General features: G+C 55.5%; 17 protein-coding genes and 1 pseudogene. 9 read left to right on the top strand and 9 right to left on the bottom strand.

Features of this window, described 5'->3' with window-relative positions:
• Positions 1-762 precede the first annotated feature (762 nt).
• From JMJ04_RS34560 to JMJ04_RS34535, 6 genes are all read left to right on the top strand, one after another.
• Positions 763-1863: a PAS domain-containing protein gene (locus JMJ04_RS34560; protein WP_201374924.1), complete on the top strand. Its 1101-nt coding sequence runs from the start codon at positions 763-765 to the stop codon at positions 1861-1863.
• Positions 1848-2432: a sensor histidine kinase gene (locus JMJ04_RS34555; protein WP_201374923.1), complete on the top strand. Its 585-nt coding sequence runs from the start codon at positions 1848-1850 to the stop codon at positions 2430-2432. Before JMJ04_RS34560 ends, JMJ04_RS34555 begins: the two co-directional genes overlap by 16 nt.
• The gene (locus JMJ04_RS34550) at positions 2429-2884 is read left to right on the top strand and encodes a response regulator (protein WP_201374922.1); all 456 of its coding nucleotides are present in this window, start codon (positions 2429-2431) and stop codon (positions 2882-2884) included. The genes JMJ04_RS34555 and JMJ04_RS34550 overlap by 4 nt, the downstream gene beginning before the upstream one ends.
• Before the next feature lie 309 nt (positions 2885-3193).
• On the top strand, positions 3194-6136 hold the full coding sequence (locus tag JMJ04_RS34545; RefSeq protein ID WP_201374921.1) for a PAS domain-containing sensor histidine kinase: 2943 nt from the start codon (positions 3194-3196) through the stop codon (positions 6134-6136).
• A gap of 11 nt (positions 6137-6147) precedes the next feature.
• Entirely contained in the window at positions 6148-6378 is a 231-nt protein-coding gene (locus tag JMJ04_RS34540) for a hypothetical protein (protein WP_201374920.1), read from the top strand.
• Positions 6379-6645: 267 nt separating this feature from the next.
• Positions 6646-8442, top strand: coding sequence for an ATP-binding protein (locus JMJ04_RS34535; RefSeq protein ID WP_201374919.1), 1797 nt, complete (start codon positions 6646-6648; stop codon positions 8440-8442).
• Between the two features lie 20 nt (positions 8443-8462).
• On the opposite strand, the gene JMJ04_RS34530 is transcribed toward JMJ04_RS34535, so the two are convergent.
• From JMJ04_RS34530 to JMJ04_RS34505, 6 genes are all read right to left on the bottom strand, one after another.
• Positions 8463-10856, bottom strand: a complete 2394-nt coding sequence (locus tag JMJ04_RS34530; protein ID WP_201374918.1) for a glycoside hydrolase family 65 protein — start codon at positions 10854-10856, stop codon at positions 8463-8465.
• A gap of 120 nt (positions 10857-10976) precedes the next feature.
• The gene (locus JMJ04_RS34525) at positions 10977-12203 is read right to left on the bottom strand and encodes a cytochrome P450 (protein WP_201374917.1); all 1227 of its coding nucleotides are present in this window, start codon (positions 12201-12203) and stop codon (positions 10977-10979) included.
• Entirely contained in the window at positions 12200-13714 is a 1515-nt protein-coding gene (locus JMJ04_RS34520; protein ID WP_201374916.1) for an NAD(P)/FAD-dependent oxidoreductase, read from the bottom strand. The genes JMJ04_RS34525 and JMJ04_RS34520 overlap by 4 nt, the downstream gene beginning before the upstream one ends.
• Complete coding sequence (locus JMJ04_RS34515; RefSeq protein ID WP_236038975.1) at positions 13711-13944, bottom strand: ferredoxin; 234 nt, start codon at positions 13942-13944, stop codon at positions 13711-13713. The genes JMJ04_RS34520 and JMJ04_RS34515 overlap by 4 nt, the downstream gene beginning before the upstream one ends.
• 403 nt (positions 13945-14347) lie before the next feature.
• On the bottom strand, positions 14348-15235 hold the full coding sequence (locus JMJ04_RS34510) for a R2-like ligand-binding oxidase (protein WP_201374914.1): 888 nt from the start codon (positions 15233-15235) through the stop codon (positions 14348-14350).
• A gap of 11 nt (positions 15236-15246) precedes the next feature.
• Positions 15247-15837, bottom strand: coding sequence for a TetR/AcrR family transcriptional regulator (locus JMJ04_RS34505; protein WP_201374913.1), 591 nt, complete (start codon positions 15835-15837; stop codon positions 15247-15249).
• Between the two features lie 283 nt (positions 15838-16120).
• Between JMJ04_RS34505 and JMJ04_RS34500 the strand changes: the two genes are divergently transcribed.
• Both JMJ04_RS34500 and JMJ04_RS34495 read left to right on the top strand, forming a co-directional pair.
• On the top strand, positions 16121-17311 hold the full coding sequence (locus JMJ04_RS34500; protein WP_201374912.1) for a hypothetical protein: 1191 nt from the start codon (positions 16121-16123) through the stop codon (positions 17309-17311).
• Positions 17312-17391: 80 nt separating this feature from the next.
• Entirely contained in the window at positions 17392-18546 is a 1155-nt protein-coding gene (locus JMJ04_RS34495) for a hypothetical protein (RefSeq protein ID WP_201374911.1), read from the top strand.
• A 90-nt stretch (positions 18547-18636) separates the two neighbouring features.
• Here JMJ04_RS34495 and JMJ04_RS47370 read toward each other — a convergent pair.
• The 3 genes and pseudogenes from JMJ04_RS47370 to JMJ04_RS34475 all read right to left on the bottom strand — a co-directional run bounded on the left by JMJ04_RS47370 (position 18637) and on the right by JMJ04_RS34475 (position 22923).
• Positions 18637-19607, bottom strand: a pseudogene (locus JMJ04_RS47370) (LysR family transcriptional regulator).
• Positions 19608-19930: 323 nt separating this feature from the next.
• A complete protein-coding gene (locus JMJ04_RS34480) occupies positions 19931-20605 on the bottom strand; it encodes a nitroreductase family protein (protein ID WP_201374909.1) in 675 nt (224 codons plus the stop codon).
• 92 nt (positions 20606-20697) lie between these two features.
• The gene (locus tag JMJ04_RS34475; protein WP_201374908.1) at positions 20698-22923 is read right to left on the bottom strand and encodes a bifunctional 3-(3-hydroxy-phenyl)propionate/3-hydroxycinnamic acid hydroxylase; all 2226 of its coding nucleotides are present in this window, start codon (positions 22921-22923) and stop codon (positions 20698-20700) included.
• Between the two features lie 449 nt (positions 22924-23372).
• On the opposite strand from JMJ04_RS34475, the gene JMJ04_RS34470 reads away from it, so the two are divergent.
• Entirely contained in the window at positions 23373-24293 is a 921-nt protein-coding gene (locus tag JMJ04_RS34470) for a fumarylacetoacetate hydrolase family protein (protein WP_201374907.1), read from the top strand.
• Positions 24294-24330 lie beyond the last annotated feature (37 nt).

Genomic DNA, 24330 nt, shown 5'->3' with positions numbered 1-24330 from the left:
TTCTACATCTTCCTTTGCCTTGTTGGAGCGAGCCTATCAATCCTTTGAGAAAACGCCTTGCCGTCACACATAGAGGAGGACCCTGCGCCTTGTCACTGTCGCATCACCTTCTGCCAGGCTCTCTCCCTGCGCAGAAGCTTCCTCGGCCAAAAGAAGGCCAGCAGGGCGATATAACTTTCGTATCAATTCTCGGTAGTCATTGCTCTCTGAAAATGTCTCTTTCGGCAGATGATTTTCCCCTCTTTATTGAAGTATACTCCGATGGTCAGAACATCATTCACCAGTAGAAACGCTGGCGAGACGTGATGAATGGTGCTTTTGCCCACTCGGGGCAAAAGAGATTCTTCATCAGGGATGAGGTACGTGAAAGGGAAATTATGGCATGGTCTATACAACCGAAGAAAAAAAGTACTCAGAGTCGTTCGTAGCATGGCAGATTTCCTTTGTAAAAGAGATGGGACCGTTGAAGCATAAGACAGAGGAGGATCAAAGACATGCAACCTCTACCCTGCTGTTCTCCAATCTTTGGATCTGTTGAAAGCGATCGTCAAGAAGTACAGCGTTTGCAACAAGCTCAGCTGGTATATGGCATCTATGCATATATTCCCGGAACCCAGCACACTTATGAAGAGGTGATCCAAACGCTTGTTGGGCTCGATTTATGCAGACAATATGAAGCACGCAGACAAGGAAATCACACGTACTAACCAAAGCGGCACAAAACCATCAAGGCGAAAAGGAGTAACAAAAAGGAGGCTCCTGATGAAACAAGAGCACGAGCTATACAGCAGAACGTCTGTTCCTCCCCATCAAGCGGGAAGCGATGGACAGATGCATGAGCTCCTAGAGCGTCCGCAACCACGAACAGAGAATCAAGAGATGGCAGAAGAGCAGCTTGCGTTGCTTGATACGCTTCCTCAATTTGCCTGGCTCATCCGACCTGATGGTTCCGTCGCATACGTGAATCAACGCTTGCGCGACTATAGCCGTTTGCTGCCCCAACCCTCCAGGGAGCAGGAAGCGTTTCAGGCTCAGCATCTCGATGACGCTCCACGCATCCAGGACGGGCCGCACGCGCAGCCTCACACCACTAACCTCTCTGAGCAAGAGATCTGGTTTGCGAACCTTCATCCAGAGGATAAAGAACGCGTCCCGGCACTGCTGAGCCAGGCATTGGTCACAGGTGAGCCCTATGAGTTTGAGTATCGCCTCAGAGAGGGACGCACGGGAGCGTATCGCTGGTTCTTATCACGAGGTGCCCCACACTGCAATAAAGCGGGGCAGATTGTCCTGTGGGTGGCCACCTGCACGGATATCGATGACCAGAAACGGACAGAAGAGACTTTACGCCAGAGCCAGGAACGCGTGAATCTGCTGATGAACTCCAGTCTGATCGGGATCTTTTGCGCCGAGGGCAATGAGATTGTGGATGCCAATGCCACGTTTCTGCGCATGACTGGCTACACTCAAGAAGACCTGCAGCAGCGCAACGTCCGCTGGGCAACCATGACCCACCCATCCGCTTCCTCTTTTTCCCAACAGGTCTACCAGGAAGTGATCGTGCGTCACTGCACAACCCCCTTTGAGACTGAACTGATATGTAAAGATGGCAGTTGTCTTCCCGTCTTAATGGGAGGCATCGCCTTTCATGACCGGGTGCTGCACGGGGTTGGCTTTGTTCTGGATGATTCCGCTCGCCGGGAGTTGGAACAGCGTAAAGATGCCTTTTTGGGCATGGCCAGCCATGAACTGAAGACACCTCTTGCCTCCTTGAAACTGCAAACACAGCTCTTGCGCAAGAAGCTTGAGAAACAAGACCTTCCGAATGTGGGGTGGTGTGTGCTCGCATGGAAACACAGCTGAGTGCCATTACCCGCCTGGTCAACGAGTTACTCGACCTCTCGCGCATCCAGGTCGGGAAGCTAGAATATGCGCACGAGATGGTCGATCTGAATGCGGGGCTGAAGGAAGTCGTTGAAGTGAGCCAGTCCACGCAAACGACCCATACCATTGTGGTCCAGCATGCCGCATCCCCTGCTCTCGTCATCGGAGATCGAGATCGGCTTGCACAGGTGTTTCTGAATTTGGTCAGCAATGCGATCAAATATGCTCCAGACGCCCCGCTGATCGAAGTGGCACTCACCACCGAGGCCTCGGCGGCCACGATCAGTGTACGCGATCATGGGATTGGCATCCCACGAGAACTGCAAGGGAGAATCTTTGAACGCTTCTACCGAGCGGTGACTCCCCAGCAGTGTGCCTTTCCGGGACTGGGAATAGGTTTATATATTGTCGCGGAGATTGTCAAGCATCATGGGGGAACAATACGGGTCGAAAGCGAGAAAGGAAAAGGATCTACCTTTCACGTCATATTACCTCTGGCTACCTCACGGGAAGAGGTCACCAGAAACAGAGAAAGGGAACAGCGATGAACAAGAGCCAATATGGAAATCATGGATCTGCGCGCAGCAAACGTATTCTCATCGTCGAAGATGATCCCATCCTGGGCTCTATCCTGCTGGATGCGCTCCAGGATGAGGAGGCCTATGAGGCTTCCCATGTCCTCAGTGGAGAGATAGCGCAACGTCACCTGCAAACGGATGTCCCTGCATTAGTACTCCTGGACTACCATCTCCCCGGGATGAGTGGACTGGAACTGATGGACTGGCTGAGGAGTCGAGAAGAACATGGACACATCCCTGTCCTCTTGATGAGTGCGGATGTGCTGCCACCAGAAGCCAGCAGCAAAAAGCACCTTAAAACGCTGCAGAAACCCTTTGAACTGGAAGCGCTGCTCCAATCGGTTGCTGAACTGCTCGTCTCAGGAGCAAAGGATGACCCCGGTGCAGCAAAAGCGCTCTCCTACAACCATGGTGCTCAATAAGAGCATCGTATGACAAACATCATACTCTCTCCCGGCAATGACCTCCGGCTAGAAGCCGGGGGCTTGCATCGGGATACCGGGTCTACACATACTCCTACCCAGAAGGCTTCTGAGATCTTGACGTCTCATTGCTGTGCGCAGGTCGGTATTCCCGTGAAGAGGATGAGCAATTTCACCAATATTCTCCATTGTACAGTTTGCTTGTTGCTTGAAAAAAGCGCATTATTTCACTAAACATCTTGAGGTGAGAGCAGGGACGCAGCTTCGCCGCCAGGGATGGGGACACGTGTAAGGGAGATTGACCGCAGTATGTTGAAGACAACGCAACTCACGCGTCTCACGCCAGAGTCTCATAAGACGCTCCTTACGATTCTTGAGACTCTTCCTGAGGCCTTGTTTGTGCTCGATGATGCCGCAACGATTCTCTATGCTAATGCAAGCGCACAGGCCTTGACCGGAGTCGCACCAGAGATCCTGGTTGGAAACACCTTCTGGCGCAGCGCTCCACAGCTGGTGAGCACCGCGCTCTACCAAGCCGTGTGCGAGACAAAACAGACCCGAGCACTGACCGAAGTGCAATATGTGTCTCCCGTGACGGGGACCTGGCTGCAGGTCCATCTCTCTCCGACCCTTGGGGGACTCACCTTGCATTTCCACGAGATGGGGGGACCCGCCCACCGCCAGGAGATAGTCCCCGAGCGCGAGTCCCTCTACATGGATGTCCTGAATACCTTACATGCTGGGTTCATGATTCTGACGCCCGAGGGGATCGTGTTGGACCTGAATGAGGTCCCGTTAGACGATGCGCAGATCCGACGCGAGGAGATTGTTGGCAAATCCCTGGTCGAAGATCCCTGGTGGTTCTTTTCTCCTGCCAGTCAAGCGCAATTCCGTGCCGCCATCGCGCGAGCCAACAAGGGCGAAACAGTGCGTTTTGGGATCACCATTCACCCCAGGGAAGGCATGGAAATTCACCTGGAAGAGGCGATCACCCCCCACCTGGATGCGAAGCACCACGTTGATTATCTCGTCATGGTTGCCATCGACATTACCGCGCGCAAGCGTGCAGAAGCGGAAATCCATGCCCTCATCGATGCCATCCCTCAGTTGGTCTGGACCATGCGACCAGACGGTTATGTAGATTATCATAACCAACGCTGGTGTGACTATACCGGCCTGAGCCCCGAAGAGACCCAGGGGGATGGATGGATACAGTGTCTGCATCCGGAGGATCGGCAACGCGTCCGCTCCATGCGGCAGCGCGCCATCCAGGGCGACGGAGTGTGTGAAACGGAAATGCGTCTGCGCCATGGCACGACCGGGACCTATCGCTGGTTCTTGGCACGCGCCCTCCCGGTGCGTGATGACGCAGGCCAGATTGTCAAATGGTTTGGCACCAGCACCGATATTGAGGAACAGAAACAGGCAGCAGAGAGGATCAAAACCAGCGAGCAGAACTGGCGTATCCTGGCCGAAACCGTACCGCAGTTGGTGTGGATGACGTCGCCGGAGGGCCTGGTTGAGTACTGGAATCAACGGTGGTATGACTATACCGGCTCCTCTCCCGAACAAGCATCAGGCCATGGATGGAGCCAGTTTTTGCACTCTGACGATTATCAGCACACCCTCAGGGTCTGGCATCATGCGCTCGCTTCGGGTGAAGCCTATGAGATCGAATATCGTCTCAAAGAGGGCCAAACAGGAGGGTATCGCTGGTTCTTAGCTCGTGGGATGCCTGTGCGCGATGAAGCAGGCCAGATCCTCAAGTGGTTTGGCACCTGCACCGATATCGAGGAGCAGAAACAAACGGAACAAAGGCTGAAAGAGAGTGAAGAACGCTTTCGGGTGTTGGCCGAAACCGTGCCACAGCTCGTCTGGGTAACACGGCCCAATGGCCAACACGAGTACACCAACCAGCACTGGTGTGACTACACCGGATTAACGCTCAAGCAAATACAAAGCGACCGATGGGATCAGCTCCCGTTCATGCATCCTGATGATTGGGAAAGCAATCGAGCTTGTATTCAGCATGCCCTGGAGACGGGAGCCATGTATGAGCACGAACAGCGTCTGAGAAATGCTCAGACTGGGGAATATCGCTGGTTTTTAGTCCGTGCCCTTCCGATGCGTGATGAAGCAGGCCAGATCGTCAGATGGTTTGGGACCTGTACCGACATTGAGGACCAAAAGCGTATCGAGAAAGCCTTGCGAGAAAGCCAGGAGCGCATTCGCGCTCTCATCGACTCCAATATTATTGGGATTGTTTCTGTTGAAGGGGAGAAGGAAGCCCTGGTGGAAGGTAATGATGCCTGGGTTCATATGACCGGCTATACCCGAGAGGAGATGCGGAGCGGAGCGGTGATTAGAGAGAAGATCATTTCCCCAGAACAGGCACCCCTCTTCGAGCACGCGCGCCAGGAGTTACTCACATACGGGCAGCACACGCCTTTTGAAGTCGAGGTGAAGTGTAAAGATGGGAGTTACCTGCCGGTGTTGGTGGGAGGTGTCCTCTTCCAGGAGCAACCGCGCCAGATCATCAGCTTTGTGCTGGATAACTCGGCACGCAAGGAACTGGAACGACGCAAGGATGCCTTTATCAGCATGGCCAGCCATGAACTCAAAAACCCCCTCGCCGCCTTGAAAATGCAGGCCTCCTTGCTGCACCGGCAACTGACCAAGCAAGGCACCCAGGATCAGCTTCCGGCTCTTGCTCGCATGGAGGCGCAAATCAACAAAGTCAACCGGCTGGTGGAAGAGTTGCTGGATGTCTCCAAAATCCAGGCGGGCAGGCTGGAGTACCGGCAGGAGACGGTGGACCTCGACGCCTTGCTGCGGGAGATTGCCGAGACCATGCAGCAAACCCATCCCAGCCATCGCATCCTCGTCCGTGGTGCCGTGCAGATTAACCTGCTGGGGGATCGAGACCGTCTGGGACAGGTCTTCACCAACCTGATTAGCAATGCCATCAAGTATTCGCCCGATGCCCAGACCGTTGAGATGGATCTCTCCGCCTCCGCTGAGACAGTCACGATCCGGGTGACCGACCATGGCCTGGGCATCCCGCGCGAGCAGCGCGACAAGATTTTTGAGCGCTTCTATCGGGTCACTGGTCCCAAGCAGAAGGCGATCCCCGGCCTGGGCATGGGACTCTACATTGTCGCCGAGATCGTCAAGCACCATGGGGGAACCATCACGGTGGAGAGCGAAGTCGGAAAAGGGTCGACCTTTACGGTCACCCTTCCCACGAGGTAGGAGGCCTGACTGTGGAAAGCCACGCCAGGCACGTCATCGGAGCCGATGATAGCGGCTGGAGCATGGATACCCACCGCTATCACCAACTCGATTTTTGTGGACACGCTCGCTCGTCCGCTTCCCGTCTGCGCACCGTTTCTCACACCCCAGTTGCCTCATCTGTGTCGCCAAATAGAACGCACACCTGGTCGGCTGACGGGCTCACAAGCCGGATCGATGTCGCGGGCGCTGCCATCAATTGACATGATGAGTGTGCAACAAGCCGCTTCTAGCGAGGATTAATGCGCGAAAGAGCCTGTTGATTCCAAAGTTGTTTCTCCGAGATCTCGGCGCGTTTGCTCAGGCTACAGACATCCCCGATTTTTCCTCAATGCTACCATGAAAAGAGACAGGGAAGAATAGTGGAGCTTGATGAGCATGCCATCTTTTTCTCCTGCATTGGAGGATTCCTTCTGTGCCTTTTTGCTTCCTCGTTGCCTGTGCACTCGCGTCCACAAAGGAGGGGCGAGATGGGTCAGAACGCACCGCGAACAGCACGAACAACGCTTCAAAAGCGGGAGTTGTCACCACAACTCGACGTGTATTTTGCCTCTCTTGCTGATGCCATCATGGTGTGGGACCGGGCAGGGAAGCTCATCTTCCTGAATGCTGCGGCGCTGACACTCTTTGAGGCCCAAGCTTCTGACGCTTGGCTCGGCACCTCTGCTCAGCAGCTTTTCCAACGGTATGAATGGTGTGACGAACAGCAACGACCGTTCTCCTTTCCCCCATGGTTGCTGGACCTGACCACCCTCAAGAAAGAAGCCGCGTTCTTTCCCTACGAGCAAACCCTTGTGCTTGTTCTTCCTTCCCAGCACAAGGCGTGCCTGGAACTGCGCTGTTCACTGGTGCGCGACGGACAGCAGCGGCCGATCGGCGTGCTCTCGGCCTTTCATCCAGTAGCTCCCCACTATCAAAAGGCCCTCCATACGCAGCGGGTCTACGAAGCGTTGATGGCCTTGAACGAAGCCATCGCGCGGCTGCCTGAGCAATTGCAGGGAGAGGGTTCTGAGGAAACCTTTCTTCTTTCTCCTCCAGTACTCTTTGTCAACCAACAGCTCGTGGATGTCATTAGCCAGGTCCTGGCGTGCTGGTGTGTGAGCCTGGCCGCCTTTCGCGCTCTGAGCCTAGCGTATGTAGTGGGGAGCGGTTTCACCGCAGAGCGAGAACACTTCTTCCGGGCGACGAGTGAGCGCTTTCGCTTCGCCGATTTTTTTGACGAAACCGTACTTGCTCGTCTCCAGGCCAATCAGGACGTGGTTCTCGCATCAAGTTGCTTCCACATTCCGACCGGGTATCCTGAGGAACTGGGGAACGCGAACCTCCTGGTGCTTCCCCTGTTCTGGAAGCAGAATCTGGCTGGGATGCTTGTGATCCACAAACACCAGTGGGAGGGTGAGTATACCCAGGAGGAGATCGATCTCGTGAGAACGGTCGCAGAGCACGTCCGGCTGTTCGTTGAATGTCTGAGCTCCTTGCAAACATACCTGGGGAAACAGGCCAGAGAACTGGTCTTCTCCGAAGTGGATCGGTTGAGCAGCGACTTCCTGGCGCTGGCCGGCCATGAATTGCGCACCCCGCTGACGGGGATCAAGGGCAATGTGCAATTAGCTCAGCGTCGCTTAGAGCGGTTACAGAGCGAGCTTTCCCAACAGTTCGAGAGCACGAGTGCGCGCCTTGAACAGACCAGGCAGTCGTTGGAAGCCGCCGAGCAGAGCGTCCGGCTGCAAGAGCGCATGGTGCAGGATATGATCGATGACGCGCGTATCCAGGTCGGGCAACTGGATCTCACGCTCGCTCCCTGTGATCTGCTCATGCTGGTCAAACAAGCCGTGGCGAAGCAGCAGGAGTCCGTGCCCGAACGGGCGATCAAGCTCGAAAATCTGACACCCGAACCCAGCATCCCCGTCCTCGTTGATGCCGGGCGTATCATCCAGGTGCTCACCGTCTACCTGGCCACGGCCCTCGCCTCTTCCCCAGCGGAGCGCCCCCTGACCATCCAGGTGCGAGAAGAGGAGCAGATGGCCCGCGTCTCGGTCCATGACGAAGGGCCAGGTATCCCTCTTGAAGAGCAGGTTCGCCTCTGGGATCGCTTCTACCGGGGAAAGGGCAGTTCGGTTCAGCAGGAACTGGATTTGAGTTTAGGGTTACGCTTCTACCTGTGCCGGGCACTCCTCGAATGTCATCACGGCAGCATTGGGGTTGAAAGCATCCCTGGTCAGGGAACCACGTTCTGGTTGACCTTACCACTCGCACGACCTGTGTGAGCGTTAACAGCATTACCACCCTACCCGTTGTGATGGAGCGGCTCGGGTGTTCCCTTGGAAAGGGAGTGGGCAGCCCGTTTCAGCGGGGCGCGCCCTGGTGGTTGCTTCGGCCGTGGTCCCGCCTGGATCCGTGGCGTGGGCTGGATGACGGCTTCCTGGGTGGAAAGGGTGATATTCTCTCTCTCATGCCAGACCGCCAGGGGCTCGCCTTCCAGAAGCGCATACCTGACCTCGGTCGCCGTGATGTCCACCCCGATGCGACGGTTGCGGAACACCACGTGGAAGGTGAGACGGGTGATCCCCTCTGGCAGCCTGGGGCCAAACGCGAGTGAACCGCCGCGCAGACGCAGTCCTCCGAAGCCAGCGACCAGGGTCGTCCAGGTTCCCAGCAGCGACGCGAGATGCAGGCCATCGCGCGTGTTCTGCGCCAGATCATACAGATCCAGAAACGCCGTCTCGGCGAAATAGTCATACGCGAGCTGAAGGTGCCCCACCTCAGCCGCAATGACGGCCTGCGTCGCTGCTGAGAGCGAGGAGTCGCGGACGGTCAGCGGCTCGTAGTAGGCGAAGTTGCGCGCCTTCTGCTCTGGCGAAAAGGCATCGCCACGCAGGTGCATGGCCAGAACGAGATCAGCCTGTTTGACCACCTGCTTGCGATAGAGGTCAAAATACGGAACGTACAGGAACAAGGGGTACTGCTCTGGTGTGGTGTCCGCGAAGTTCCACCGCTCGTACGAAGTAAAGGCATCATCCTGAGGGGTAACCTGGAGGTCCTGGTCATAGGGGATGAGCATCTTCTCAGCGGCCTCGTTCCAACTAGCTATCTCGTCCGTGTCTATGCCGAGGGAGAGGGCCACCTGAGGATGACGCCTGGAAGCCTCTGCCGCTGCGCGCAAGTTCTGCTGAGCCAGCAGATTGGTATAGACATTGTTGTTGGCCAGGGCGCTATACTCGTCGGGCCCGGTGACACCATTGATGCGGAACTGCCCATGGATATCAAGGAAACCGAGTGAGCGCCACAAGCGTGCAGTCTCGACGAGTAATTCCAGCCCTACCTCCTGCTCGAACACGCGATCCTCGGTGCATGCGATGTAAAAGGCCACCGCGTACGCGATATCCGCGTTGATATGAAACGCGGCCGTACCAGCCGGCCAGTAGCCCGAACACTCCTCACCATGAATGGTTCGCCAGGGAAAGGCAGCTCCGCGCAACCCGAGCTGGTGAGCGCGTTTCCTGGCCAGCGGGAGGGTCGAGTGCCGCCAGCGCAGGGCTCCGGCGGCAGCGGCAGGGAAGGTCAGGGTCAGAGCAGGCAGGACAAAGATCTCGGTGTCCCAAAAGGTGTGCCCATCATAGCCGGGTCCGGTCAATCCCTTGGCCGGAATCGGGCGCTGCTCTCCTCGAACGCCCGCCTGGAGCGCATGGAACTGCGCGAAGCGCACAGCTTCTTGAAGCTCTGCATCGCCTTCGATCTCGAGACGTGCATTCTTCCAGAACTCCTGCACAAAGTCACGCTGCTCCGCGAGCAGGCCCTCCCAGCCCGTGGAGCGGGCAGCGGTGAGCGCCGCGATGATCTGGTCGTGGATGGCTGATAGCGAGCGCTGGCTCGACCAGCCATAGGCGAGAAACTTGGTGATCCGCAGTCGCTCACCTGGTCGCAAGCGCACGCTGACGGAGACGCGGGCGATGTTCGGGGTACTTTCCGCTTCCATCGTCATCCCCTCCGGCCCCACGACCAGATGATCCATTGCTGCGCCGATGCGCAGGTGGCTGGCCTGGGTGTGATGAATCAAGAGTCCACGCAGGTTCTGAACTTCGTGTTCCTCGCTTTCAAGCGGGGCTAGGGAAACGGTGCCCGCTCGCGGATCAGTGCTGACACCTGGCAACGCCTCATTCGCCACGAGTTCCGATTGCACCACGACGCGCACAGGAGTGTCAAGCGGCTCTACCTCATAGCTAATCGCCGCGATGGCCCGCTGGGTAAAGGAAACCAGGCGGTTCGACGAAACCTTGATCGAGCGGCCGGTCGGCGAGATCCACGAGGCCGTACGGCGTAGGACTCCCTCGCGCAGGTCGAGTTCCCGCTCATGGCGTTGAAGCTGGCCATACCGGATGTCAAACGGGGCATCATCGACCAGGAGGCGGATGATTTTGCCATTGGTCACGTTGATGATCGTCTGCCCCGATTCAGGATAGCCATAGCCTCCTTCGGGATACGGCAGGGGGCGGAGCTCATACAAAGAATTGAGATAGGTGCCGGGAAGGCCACACGGCTCTCCTTCATCCAGGTTGCCACGCAGCCCGATGTGCCCGTTGGAGAGGGCGAACACCGACTCGGTCTGTGCCAGCACATCCAGGTTGAGCGTTGTCTCGTGAATTTTCCACGCTTCGATTGCGAAGGCTGGTTGTTTCATCATCGATGGTTTCTCCCTTTCGACTCCATGATGAGAAGACCTGAAGCACAAGCAGCCGAAGGAACATTCAGAAGACGCTCCACCCTCATCGTGAGAAGACAGATGAGGGCTGGCTCTCCTTTCTCAGTCGTTCAAGCGCTCAAAAGCGACCTGCAAGTGTTCCGGGCCACGCAAAGCGGCATTCCTTCGATAGGGCGGCGGATCGGTAACCAATCGTGGGCCATCAAGATGACGCGCGAGCGCCTTCAAGGCCGTCACCGCTTCGAGCCGGGCAAGCGGCGCGCCGACACAGTAGTGATCCCCACCGCCAAAGCCAAAATGCTCGTTGTCATCCCGTTCAGGCCAGAAGCGATCGGGCTCAACGAAGCGAGCGGGATCGCGGTCGCCCGCCGCCAGCAACAGGGCGACCGAGGCCCCTTGCGGGATAGTCACTCCGGCGAGTGGCACATCAGTCAGGGTCGTGCGCGTGCGAAATTGCACTGGCGGATCGTAGCGCAGAACCTCTTCCACCATTGGGATTGCCAGATCCGGGTTGCGGCGCAGGCGATCCAACACCTCTGGATTACGCAGCAGTGCCAGCATGCTGTTCGTGATCAGGTTGACGGTCGTTTCGTGACCGGCGATGAGCAGCAATTGCATCGTGGCCAGCAGATCCGGCTCAGGCAAGCGACCATCCGGGTCGTCCCCTGCCACCAGGCCAGAAAGCAAATCATCCTGAGGGTGCGTGCGGCGGGCCGCGCTGAGTTTCTCCATGTATTCCCGTATCTGAGTGCGGCTTTGCACCGCCTGCTGCACCTCCGCCTCGCTCAAGCTTTCTGTCGGATCAAGCGTGCGCACTAGAGCTGAGGACCAGACACGAAAGCGCGGCTCGTCCTCGGGCGGGACCCCGAGCAAGTGGCAGATGATGGTAACCGGCAGCGGATACGCAAAATCCTGGACAATATCGAGCTGGTGCTGCTGCTTCCTGGCATCGAGCAAGGCATGGACTGTCTGTTCAATGTGCTCTTGCATGCCCCGGATTCGTTGCGGAGTAAACTGATGCATGATCAGGCGGCGGAATCGCGTATGCTCAGGAGGATCGATGAAAATGAAAGGCGGCGTGGTTGACAAAGGCCCCGATGCAGCTAAGGCGCCAGCTCCATGCGCGCTCTTGCGCTCGTCAGAACTGATCCGTGGATCGTGGAGCAGGAGGCTGATCTCCCGGTATGTGCTGACGACATAGGTCCCATCCTCTTGTACTGAGACCGGTGTCTCGCGTAAGCGGGCATAAAGTGGATAAGGATTGGCACGACTGACCGGGTCGAGCACCTGGGCAAACAGTTTCTCTGGGGCAACAGGTGTCTGGGTCATGAGCGCATTTCTCCTGTGTGTCCTTCTTGCATGACGGATCTCGTCCCCATGTCCATATTGTTCGCGTGCATCATCATGAGGGGTGGCGCGCCAAGGGGCACCCGCGGGTCCAACAGCTTGAGTACCTCTTCCGAGATCCTCTGTTCCGGTGTATTCGGGCCGGCACCCGTGGGCACGGCCCCCGGATCGTGAGTGGGCTGTCCACGCTTCGGAAAGCCTGCCGGTAAGGGATGCAGCTCAGTTGGCCCATTGGAGGCGTGCAGTTCTGGCGGAAACGGCGCACGGGCCTCGATCAGTCCTTGATAGGCTGGTAAGGACCTGGGCGCGTTGACGGCAACCGCCGCGACGATGTGGCCCTGATGACCGTAAGCAGCGACCAGGCGACGCTCCTCGATCGATCCCTGGGTCAGGACTATGGTATCGGCGATGGTGGGCAGACCGATGGCCTTGATATTGACCCCGAACTGGTTGGACCAGAAGGAGGGCAGGTGTTTGTGCGCGCGGCGCGTCGCCGAACTGGCCAGCATGTTATGAGCCGCGGTCTCAGCCTGGGTGACAGCGTTGCTCCAGTGCTCGACCACCAGGAGTTGCCCGTCATAGAGGGGGTGGGGCCAGCGGGCCACGTCTCCTGCGACGAAAATGTCATCGGTGACCACTCCATCGGCATCAAAGGCGCGACAGGAAGCATCGCACACCACCCCGCGGGCGTCGGCGGCCAGTCCGGCGCCCTGTAACCATTCGGTATTGCGCAGAGAGCCAAGGGCCACCACGGCCACCTCCACGTCCAGTTCGTTGCCATCGGAGAGCTGAGCGCGGCGTAGCTTCTTCTGGGCATTCCCCTCCAGGACCAGAACCGTGGTATTGCAGCGCAGATCCACCCCGTGCTGGCGCTGTAAATAGGCGGCAAAGGTGCCTGCCGCCTGGCCAAGGGCGCCCGCTAGTGGCGCCACACTGCGTTCAGTGACGGTGACTTCCAGGCCGAGTTCGCGACAGACAGAGGCCACCTCAGAGCCGGTAAAGCCAGCACCAATCACTAGCACTCGTTTGGGGCCCGCTGCGAGACGAGCATGAAGCCGGGCGGCATCATCACGGGTATGAACTATAAACACCCCGTCGAGGGCAGCTTGCTCTTTGTCCGGCCAGGGACGCGCCCGGGTGCCTGTGGCGATCAAGAGGCGATCAAAGGGAACCTGGCGTCCATCGGCAAGCAGAACTTGCCGGTTGGGCAGATCCAGCCCCGTCGCCGGGGTTCCCAGCAACCATTCGGCCGCGACATCTCGTCGCCGGGGCAGGGTGGTGTGCTCTTCCGAGATCCATCCGGCCTGGACGGTTTTGGATAAGGGCGGGCGATCATAGGGTTCGTAAGGTTCATCACCGATCAGGGTCAGCTGACCAGTAAATCCTTCTGCGCGCAGGGTCTCTGCTGCGCGCAAACCGGCCAGCGAGGCACCAACGATCACCACACGGCCATTGGAGGAGCCATTTGACAAGGAGGGATGGCTGCTTGTCATGCCTTGCCTCTAACATTTTCTGATGGAGAAACGGCCTCCGCTTGCTCATCCAGGTAATCGAGTGTGATGGCATGGACCGGGCAGGCCGCTGCGGCCCACCTGACCTGTTCACGTAGCTGGTCATCGGGGGTATAGTCATATTCAAGGGCTTCTTCGCCATGAAAGCGGAAGACACTCGGCGCGGCAAAGACGCACTGCCCATAGCTCTGACAACGGGTCAAATCAACCACAATCCTCAAATGAATGCTCCTTTCGTGTCTCCGGCTGGCTTTTGCAAACAAAGGATCTTCTGTCTCCAAGATACTCACGGAGAGAACCACATCTGTGGAATGATCTCAGTAATATGCATAGGCCCAAATTCCTATGAAGAGGACGAGCGATTTCGTCTATCTCAAAGTACAACTTGCTTGTTTTTCGAAGATGGCCCATCATTTCAACAGAATTCTTGAGATGAGAGCAGGGACGCAGCTTCGCCACCAGGGATGGGGAGAGGCCTGAGCAGGGAAGAAGGCTTCTTGCACAGTGCTAACCAATGATGAAGCAAGGAATCTACCATTCTTCCCTCCATGTATGTTGATTTAGCTCGATCACAGCAATACAAAAACGGAACAGTCGAAAGAACGAGTTTTACATTCAAAATGTCGCTGTTTCGGTCACCTCATCGCTGCTCTGCTGATAGATCTGCTCCACGCTCTGCTCGCGGGCACGCGCGATGCGCGCCAACCGTTTCTCAAACTGCTGTTTAGCATACGCGCGGATATCTTCAGGAGCCTCATTGTGGTCCTGAGCACGGGTAATCGCGTCAAAGTAGCTGTGCATCCTCTCTTCCACCAGAGGCCAGAGGGACTTGTCATGGGCAACCAGGCGGGAAATCAGAAAGACGCCATAGGCAATATGCCGGGACTCGTCGCGTTTAATCAATTGAATGCCTTGTAGTAATCCTGGCATCATCTTGCTTGCGCTGAGCTCTCGCGAGTAAGTATAATACCCAGTCTCTGCCAAAACCCCCTCAACAATCATGTTATAAAGGACCGATGCTCTGACCTGATTCTCGGGGGAAGGATCGGTGAGCAAGCGATTCATGACGGAAGGCAACTCCTCAGAGAACACATCCCGCTCATTTGTTACGCCACGAACCTGGTTCAAATCCTCGTGCTCCTCTAACACCTCATCCAGCATACGCCGGAAAAACTCGGTGTGTTTCGCCTCTTCCCACAAGAACGTGGTCAGAAACATCTCCTCTTCCAGGCGACCTTCGCGGGCCATGGTCAGGACCAGTGGAAGCAGGTCGAGCGTCACAGCTTCTTCTCCCACTTGAAAGCCCAGAATCAGACCGCGCAGACGCTCTTTCCTTTCCTCAGGAAGACGTAACCAGTCCTCTCGATCCTGAGTCAGATCAATGTCGCGAGGATTCCAGGTGCCCAGCTTTTTGGCCTTGTGGTACAGCCGCATGGGCCAGATGTCATGACGCAGACCTCGACTGGTCAGCGTGGTATAAGTGCGTGGAGGGGTCATTGCCATCGAAATGGTTCCTACCTTTCTGTTGTTTCACCTGGCGCGTTTTGCACAGCCTGGGTGAACATGTCGATAAAAGGACGCGCTTGCTCAACGAAGGGAATAGTAGTGCCAAGCATCATTCTCACGCTCAACAAACCATTGATATAATATCGAAGCTGTGAACAGAGATTGAAATTAGATACCCCAACATACTGCTGGATAGCCTGGTCATAGCGGTCTATAGCCGCCTGGAGGATCGCTTGCGCATCGCTGCCATAGAGCTCGCGATGTTGATAATAATCCAGTATGATCAGATGGTATTTCTGGAAATGCTTCTCATGCTCAGCCAGAAAGCGAAAGAAGTCCAGCAAGCGTTCCTCAAAAGTGGCATGCTCTTGTGCCCGAGCCATGGCATCAACGACCGTTTGTTGTGTAATCTCTTCAACCAGCTGTTGGAACAAGGCTTCTTTGGAGGGAAAGTAATGGTAGAGCGTTCCACTCGAAACGTTGAGTGCTTCGACAATCTGACGCGTGGTCAGTGAGCTATAGCCCCGTTGGGCAAACAGATCAAAACATTGCCTCAACAATTGCTTGCGATAACTTACATGATCGACCAGTTTCGGCATCGTTTTTTTCCTTAAGTTATTTTATATCAAGCGCTCGATATAAATAAAGTATAGTCCTCCAAGGAAGCAAAGTCAAGGACCAAGAAACGTGACAGGAAAAACCGATTACGTGAACGGAAAAACCGATCAAACCGGGCAAAAATATCCCTTATAATGGTTGCGCCTGGCATGAATGCGGAGAACAAAATTCACTCTCATTTTTTCCCTGTTCACCAGGCTGACCAGATGGATGGGAGAAGGGGGGGAAGCAAATCCCCAAAACAATCTTATTTGGAGGTCAGGTATGCAAAAACCTTTTCGTACTTTTTTGATTGGCCTGGTTACGGCTCTTTGTTTGACCGTATTCTGTTCCACTTCCTCATTTGCCACTGCCATGCCCACTACCGGTTGTGACAGCTGGACCGTTACCTCCAGCTCCAATCCGCAGAACATCACGGCGGATCGGGGTATCGCGGCGCTGTCCCCGAACGACATCTGGATGGTTGGGCAGTCCAATACGTCGGGGACGGTGGGGTACTCCACGATGGCTCAACACTGGGACGGCAAGAGCTGGAGCATAGTTTCCACGCCTAATCCGACCCTGCTCCAGTCACTCTACGGTGTTGCGGGGTCTGCGAGCAATGATGTCTGGGCAGTTGGCGCTCAGTCGGCCGACTATTATGCCCAAACGCTGACCGAGCACTGGAATGGACAGGTATGGAGCGTCGTCCCCAGCCCCAATGTCTCTAGCACCGGCCACAGCTTCCTGAAGGCGGTCACGGCTGTTTCAAGCAACGACGCCTGGGCCGTTGGCTACGCCCAGGCAGGGTTCAGAAGTCCCAGTAAGCCGCTGATCGAGCATTGGGACGGCACCAGTTGGAGCATCATCCCCAACCCCGACACCAGCAGCAGTTCGCTGAATGGTGTGACCGCCATCTCCGCGAACGATGTCTGGGCCGTCGGCAGTTACGGCGTCAATGCATTCATCGACGCTCCTCTGATCGAGCATTGGGATGGCACCAACTGGAGCGTCGTGAATAGCCCAACCCTGCAAGGAATTAACACCAAGCTGCTCGCTGTCTCTGCCTCTAGCAGCAAGAACATGTGGGCGGTCGGCTTCGGCTTTGACGACCTCTCCGGCAACTATTCCACGCTGATGATGCACTGGGATGGCACCAGCTGGAGCATCGCGCAGAACCCTGTAATCCCACAAACCTCCGCGCAACTCCTGGGCGTGACCACGCTCGCCTCCAACAATGTCTGGGCGGTTGGCGCGCAGATGAACAGCACCGATCCCACCGCTCCGCTTAATACGTTGACAATGCACTGGGATGGCAAAAGCTGGAACATAGTCACGAGTCCAAATCTTAGCACTGATGGGAATATTCTGCAGGGCGTCACCCATGCGTCAGGCAGCGAGCAGGTCTGGACAGCAGGTGACACCTTTATCGGTTATGAGGAATTAGATTCCCTGATCATGCACACCTGCCCATAATGTGCGTTATGTACCTACTTCTGCATTCTTACTAATGTTTTGCTCTACATGCTCTGAAATCCACAAAGAAGGAAAAAGCTTTGAAATTTCGGAAACTATTTATCAGTCTGGCCACGTTTAGCCTGCTCCTGGTGACAGTACTCGCGCTCACTATGTTCTTCGCGGCCAACCACCGGACGCTTGCGGCGGGCAACCCTGCTTCCGCGACTGACAACACAAATCCAATAATAGCCGATGCCACGCCAAGCTTAAAGAGTTCGCCAAAGAGTTCGCCCTTTGTCCCTAAAAATTACCACTTTCAGCACAAGAGCCAGCCCCAGCAACAGGGCAAGAAGGCGCCGTCGGACCTGGCAACCTGGACATCCTCGTTTGACTATAATGGGACAACTTACCCCTACACGATGGTTGGCACCGATCCCAAGCTTGGCTCGGCCACAACCACTATCCCGGTCAAGATTGTTCCCCTGAAGGTAGTCATTGGCTCGAACGTGTTCGATGGATCGAACAATGTGCATGCGGTTATCAACTCGCCGCTGTTCAGCAATACCTCCTTTGCTACCGGCGATACCCAGTATACCGACGCGATCCAGCGCGGCTCGTTCTGGAATACCATCCAGCAGAGCAGCCCCGACTATCACGTTCTGCTGGGAAAGCCCAAGGTTGAGAAGGAGGTCACGATCAATGTTGATGCCAGTCATGGCGGGCTGCTGATCTTCAGCAATAGCTACTATGGCAACATCGGCGACATCAACTGGTGGGATGGGATGATGCAGCAACTGTTGCAGACCGAGCAGGCGAGCCCGAATGAGTTGACGATCTTTCTCAGCTATGATGTGCTCATCCAGGGCGGCGTTGGCGGATATCACAGCACGACCGGCCAGGGCGTCTCCGGCGATACCACCTACGCCTGGTCCTCGTACTTCGATCCTTATCTCTTCAGCGGGTTCTCGGACGTGGCAGCGCTGAGCCACGAGCTCTCTGAGTGGATGTCCGATCCCTACACCAACAATACCGTTCCGACCTGGAGTGTGCCGAACGAGCCGCAGTATGGCTGCTCTCCTGTCCTTGAGGACGGTGATCCGCTGGTCGGCACGATCTTCAAGGAAAATGGCTACACACTGCAGGATGAAGCCTTCTTCTCCTGGTTCGCGCGCCAGTCGCCTTCAATTGGCTATCAGGGCAACTACAGCTATCTAGACACGTTTAAGAGCTATTCGAGCTCGGATGGGTGCTAAGTAGGCTTTTTCAAAGAAATGGCTGTGATTGGCTGAGCGAAGCTCGACCAATCACAGCCATTTGAATTGAGAGAGATTATTTTGGAAGATTCAGGAAAAAGCGTGGAAACACTCGCGGATAATGTCGGCCAGCACTTTTACCTGCTTGGATTGGTACTGTTGCTGCGGATAGGCGCAGACGTGGTGAAACTGTTGGATGGGACGCGCGAGCTCCGGGGCAAGGTCGAGGATCCTCAGGTCACGCAGGTGCGCGGCCATTTGTTGCGCTTCTACCAGATATCTGGGCAAGAAAACGATACCCATTCCGGCCTGAACCAGCGAGATAGCTGATTGAGGGTGATTCGTGGAATAGACAATATTCCGCTCAAAGTGGGGGCCAAGCATCGCCTGGAGTGGCGTCTGGTGCACAATCTTCTCAGAATACATGACCATCTCCTCCTGGCAAAACTGTGCTTTGGAGATTCTCTCTTTATGCGCTAAATGATGATGCCGGGAGGTCAGAGCAACAAATTCTGCTGTCATCAGGGGCTGCAGAATCAGCTTTTTGAAATTGAACGGGACGAGATCAGAAATAGTTAAAATTGCGATGTCCAGGCGGTGGTTCTCCAGTTGTTCTGCGATCGCATAGGGTCCCCCTCATAAATATCGACCTGCACCTTTGGATAGCGTTTGCGAAATTCCTGGAGAATGGTGGGCAGAAACAGGGCCATGGGAATTGGCGTGATCCCCAGGCGAATCTGCCCAGCAGCAGGATTTTTGATCTCGGCAACGCGTTGTTCGAGCGCCTGTTTGGCCTGTAAAAGAGTGTACAGGCCTGGCAATAATTGCTCGGCTGCGGGCGTCAAACGCAGCGAGCGCTTCTCCCGTTCAAACAGAGGAAAGCCAAATTCCGCCTCCAATGCCCGAATCTGTTCGCTCATGGTCGCTTCGCTGATATACAGTTCCTGCGCGGCCCTGCGCATGGTTTTCCATTGCACGATGGCCGCGACATACTCCAGTTGACGTAGTTGCACCGATCCTCTGCCTTTCTTTTCTATCCTCAGAGCGTGTCTAATTCGCATGGTTTTCGTGCACTCGCTCCAGATGCTCGTGTGGCTTCGCCGCGCAAAGGGTTTAGAATGTTGTGTATTTGAGTGGTTGCCTCAGTTTACAAAGCAGGCTGGTAGATAAGGTAAGGCGCAGAACTATGATCCCCTCGTGTGGGAGCGGTACGCTGTAGTTGGCCAGCCAACTACAGCGTACCGCTCCCACACGAGGGGATGTGCTTGCAGAGCACTTCAGAGTGGTGCTCTGAAGTGCTCTGCAGCTATCTTTTTTCTTCGGTCTACAAGCTTTCTCACCCTTCTTTACAAAGGATTTCTATGGCTTCTTTCATGCATCTGGCCTACTCCTGGCTTAAAACTTCTACGGATTCTTCTAGAGGACCGTGCTCGTAGAAGATGGTGCTTTCGTGAGGGTGACGGCTTCTTTCAACTGGTGTCTCGTTAGCATAGCCAACGGGGAAAATGGAATAGCTTTTCCAGGTGGCAGGGACACCCAGGAATTCACGCAATTCGTCCTCTATTTGCAGATTTATATGCTGATTTGAGGCGGCTAATCCGGCGGCAGCGATAGCATTCCATACATTGGACTGCACGATCCCCATAGCTTGCGCAGCAAAATTCTTCCAGATTTCCGCTCCTCCAGGCAACGGTGGGTTGTTGGAAATGGTGGTATCTTCGTAAAAAAGGAGGGTGAAGATGCCTGAACGGTACCCAGGAATGCGATTGAGGGCGCGTTCCAACTGATCCCCCTGGAGTTTTTGCTGCAATGTGTTGGCAACAAAATCCCAGAACTCGTTCTGCCGCTCTTTGATGACAACGATGCGCGCCGGTTGTGTGTTGCCAGAAGAAGGCGACCAGCGGCCAGCCTCAAGGATATGACGGATCATCTCATCAGTGATGGGGCCTGATGTCAGTTTGCGGATAGAACGCCGCTTCAGGACAACGTTCAGGTAGGTCTGGAGTCCAGTGTTGTCCGATTGCCGTAGTTCTTCTGTTGTTGTCAATTCGATACTCATATTTCTCCTCGCAGAAATATTCTCGTTGGGCCTAAAAGAAAGAAGGGGAGAGAGAGCATGATGCCAATTCCCTCCCCATTGTTTATGGGATATTAATCGATAGCGAACGTCGACGCACCTTCGGTGAACTCTCCCGCGTAGGAACGCTCGTGCATTTCCTCTAGGGAAGCACCTTCTTGCCAGGCAGCCATATAGCTTTCCGGATTGATGGGTACGCCAATGGGGTTGTCGAGAAAGGCGGGCGTGTGCATAAAGGTGGTACTCATTGCCGGGTCTAACCCAAAATTATCTACCTGCAACTCAATATAATTGCCATCAGGATCACGATAGTAGAAGGAGGTGGTCATTCCATGATCCAACACCCCTGCCGGAAGAATGCCGATCTTCTTGAGCCGGAGGTATGTACGCATCAGGTCATCGAGTGAGTCATACTCAAAGGCCATGTGATGCATACCCGCGCTTGCTGGTACGCGCTCGGTGATCGTGGGAACGTGCATGAGCGCCAGGCGGTGGTTGGCGGTATCGTAGGTATACCAGCCAAACGTGCCGACCTCGGCATTGGGGTGAATTCCGATAAGCGCCGTATAGAACTCGCGCATCTCCTCAAACCTGTACGCTTTCAGGTTGACATGATGCAAGCGCGCGGGAACAATAACTTCATTAAGAGACCCCTCTTGCTCCGGACTCGTTTGACGCTGTTCTGCCATAGTGTGGCTCCTTTCATCTGTCGATGCTGATGGGTGCAACTGCTCGCGCAGGCTCCTGACTAGCTGGACCGCGCCAGCCAGATCAGGCGCAGTCCCATAAATCGCAAAATCCGGTCGTGTCAGAACGACCGCACAGTTATTGGCCGCGAACCAATCGACGTACGCCCCAGAAATGTCGATGACATGGTCTGCGTGCTCGTCTGCGCTGCTCTTCATAGAAACCATGCGTCCGCCGATCGACGTGAAAAATGCCTCGTCAGCTGGAGAAAGGTGCGCGGCTGGATTGCCGACTATGCTGATAAGACAAAAGCCTCTGCCGATAATATCGTCGAACAATCCCTGTTTGCCGTTGTGCGCGACCTCTCGCTGCAAAAACATCTGACCTACCAGAGGATCGCTGTCAAGGAAGAGACCCGGGCCGGGGAGAAACGAAGGTAGGAGCGACCCTTCCTGGGCTGATTGCCGCCGCATGGCAAGCATGTGCTCGTCACGCTTGTTCGCCTCCTCAGGATCGCTGATGCAGATGATCTTCCCTAATTCGAGCGAGGTATGAATAGAGCCTTGCACATGGGGGAGCCGTTCACTCGTATAGGTATCGAGCAAGTTCTCCTCTGCTTGCCTTGAGAGCACCAGGTCGAGCTTCCAGGCGAGATTCACGGCATCTCTCATCCCTGCACACATCCCCTGACCGGCGAACGGAGGCATGAGATGAGCAGCGTCACCCGCGAGAAGAAAACGCCCATCACGCCAGCAGTCAGCCCAACGTGCCTTAAAGGTGTAGATAGCATAGCGTTCGAGCGTGGCATTTTCAGGAGTGATATCCCAGGGAGCTAGCAACCGCCAGACCGTCTCCGAGCAATTGAGGTCTTCCACGCGTTCTCCTGGCAGTCGCATAAACTCCCAGCGGCGACGCCCCTTCCCTCCCGAAACAACGGTCGTCGGACGCGCCGGGTCGCAGACCTGCATATTCAGTGGATTCCATTCACGCGTCTCATGAGGAATGATATCGACCACAAGCCAGTCAAACAGGAAGCCGAGATCAGTGAGCGAGGTACGCATGTGCTGACGCAGGAAGCTATTCGCGCCGTCGGCACCGATGACGTAGTGACCTCGAATGGTCAGGTACTCTTGACCAGGCACCAGTTCACCTGAAGAGCTGACAGTATGCTTCCTGACCTGCAAGTGAACGGCGTTCTGGGTTTGTTCAACCTGTTCGACCGCCCACCCCTGATAGACGGTCACGGTTGGAAGCGATTTCACCCTGGCATCAAGGATGGCTTCGAGTTGTGGCTGCGAAAACATCGTGCTCGGCGGCCAACCTGAGACGCTTTGCTCTGACAAATCAAAGCGCAGCAATGTCCCCCCTCTGGCGTTCCGCCATTCGTAGACTCCACCCGGTTCAACAATAGGCGTGAGATCCTGTGCAATTCCTACCATCTGGAAAATGCGGGCAATTTCATGGTCATAGACGATGGCACGCGGCAAGGGATAAAGATTTGGCCAGCGCTCAAAGACCGCGACGCGATATCCTTTCTCACCAAGGAGCAACGAAAGCATCTGGCCTATTGGCCCATACCCAATGATTGCCACATCGCAAATACTCTCACTCATGATTATACTCTCCTCCTTGAGGAAGTGCTGTTTTCATACAGCACGAAACATACAAGAGACAATCATCTTCTCAGGTCCATTTCGCCGCGTCTTCGTTCGCTGCCAAATATGCTGTCATGAAAGAGCTCCTTTTTCAGCCCAGCGCCATCCTCTGCTTTGAGAAGACACAGAGGCTTCTTTCACTCAATGTATACCACGAACGATAGGCACAGCTTTATTTGGTATACCAAAATATAGACTGATGAGGGTTATTTGTCAAGGGATGAGGAGTAATTTTCGGATTACCCGCCTCTTTTCTTGTGTCTGCTCCGGACTCCCTTGACAATCTCCGCAATAATGGTATACCATATGGGAGAAAAATGCCTCCTCTCGCCCTGAGCGAGAGGGAAGTGTTTCAGCGTCTTGTATGTTCCGCCTGATCGTTTCCGGCGGTAAGAAGGAGAGTTCCTATGCTCCGTCTTGTGAGCTATCGCACCGACCGTACTGCACCTACCTGGCGTGGGGGTGTTGCCTCTCATCATGCACTGATCGATCTCTCTGAGTACGCAGGCGTTCCTCCGCGCAGCCTGGCGGGCGAAACCTATTCGTCAGTGCGGTCCTTCCTCGCAGCAAGCCCGGATGAGCAAGAACAGATCCTGGCCTGGGCCACACATCAGCTCGATGCAGGAGAGCAGGTGCTCTCTCTGAATGAGGTAGAGCTTGGGCCACCGATCCCTGATCCGGAAAAGATTCTGTGCCTGGGTCTCAACTACCCGGAGCATGCCGCCGAAGCCCAGGCTGATATCCCGCCAGTCCCCACCTTTTTTGCCAAATTTCGCAACAGCCTGGTTGGCCCCACCAGCCCGGTCAGCTTGCCTGCTGTCAGTCCCTTCATTGACTACGAGGGCGAATTGGTCGCGGTAATCGGCAAACGCTGTAAACACGTGCCTGAGCAAGAGGCGCTGGCCTATGTGGCAGGCTACATGATTGGCAATGATGTGAGCGCGCGTGATCTCCAGATGCAGACCAGCCAGTGGACGGCAGGCAAAGCCATTGATACCTTTGCCCCGATGGGGCCAGGCATCGTGCTTGCCGCAGATATCCCCGATCCACAGGCATTAACCCTCACCACACTAGTGAATGGCGAGATCGTCCAGCGAGAAAGTACCTCACAGATGATTTTCTCTGTCGCCGCTGCCATTGCCTTTCTCAGTTCATTTATGACCCTAGAACCTGGCGATTTGATTATGACCGGGACGCCATCCGGGATTGGTGCCAGGCGCCAGCGCCCCCTGTTCTTGCGGGCAGGTGATATTGTAGAGGTTGAGATCGAGCCGATTGGGATGATCCGTAATCAAATGGTGGCTGAGACCCGTTCCCAACCGCTCTAAGGCTTGTGATGTGGAACAGGAACGTTTGAAAGGTTAG

The sequence above is a fragment of the Ktedonobacter robiniae genome (assembly GCF_016587375.1).
GTDB classification, from domain to species: Bacteria; Chloroflexota; Ktedonobacteria; order Ktedonobacterales; family Ktedonobacteraceae; genus Ktedonobacter; species Ktedonobacter robiniae.
Note: the sequence above shows the minus strand (reverse complement) of the source record. Positions and strands in the feature narration are given on the sequence as shown.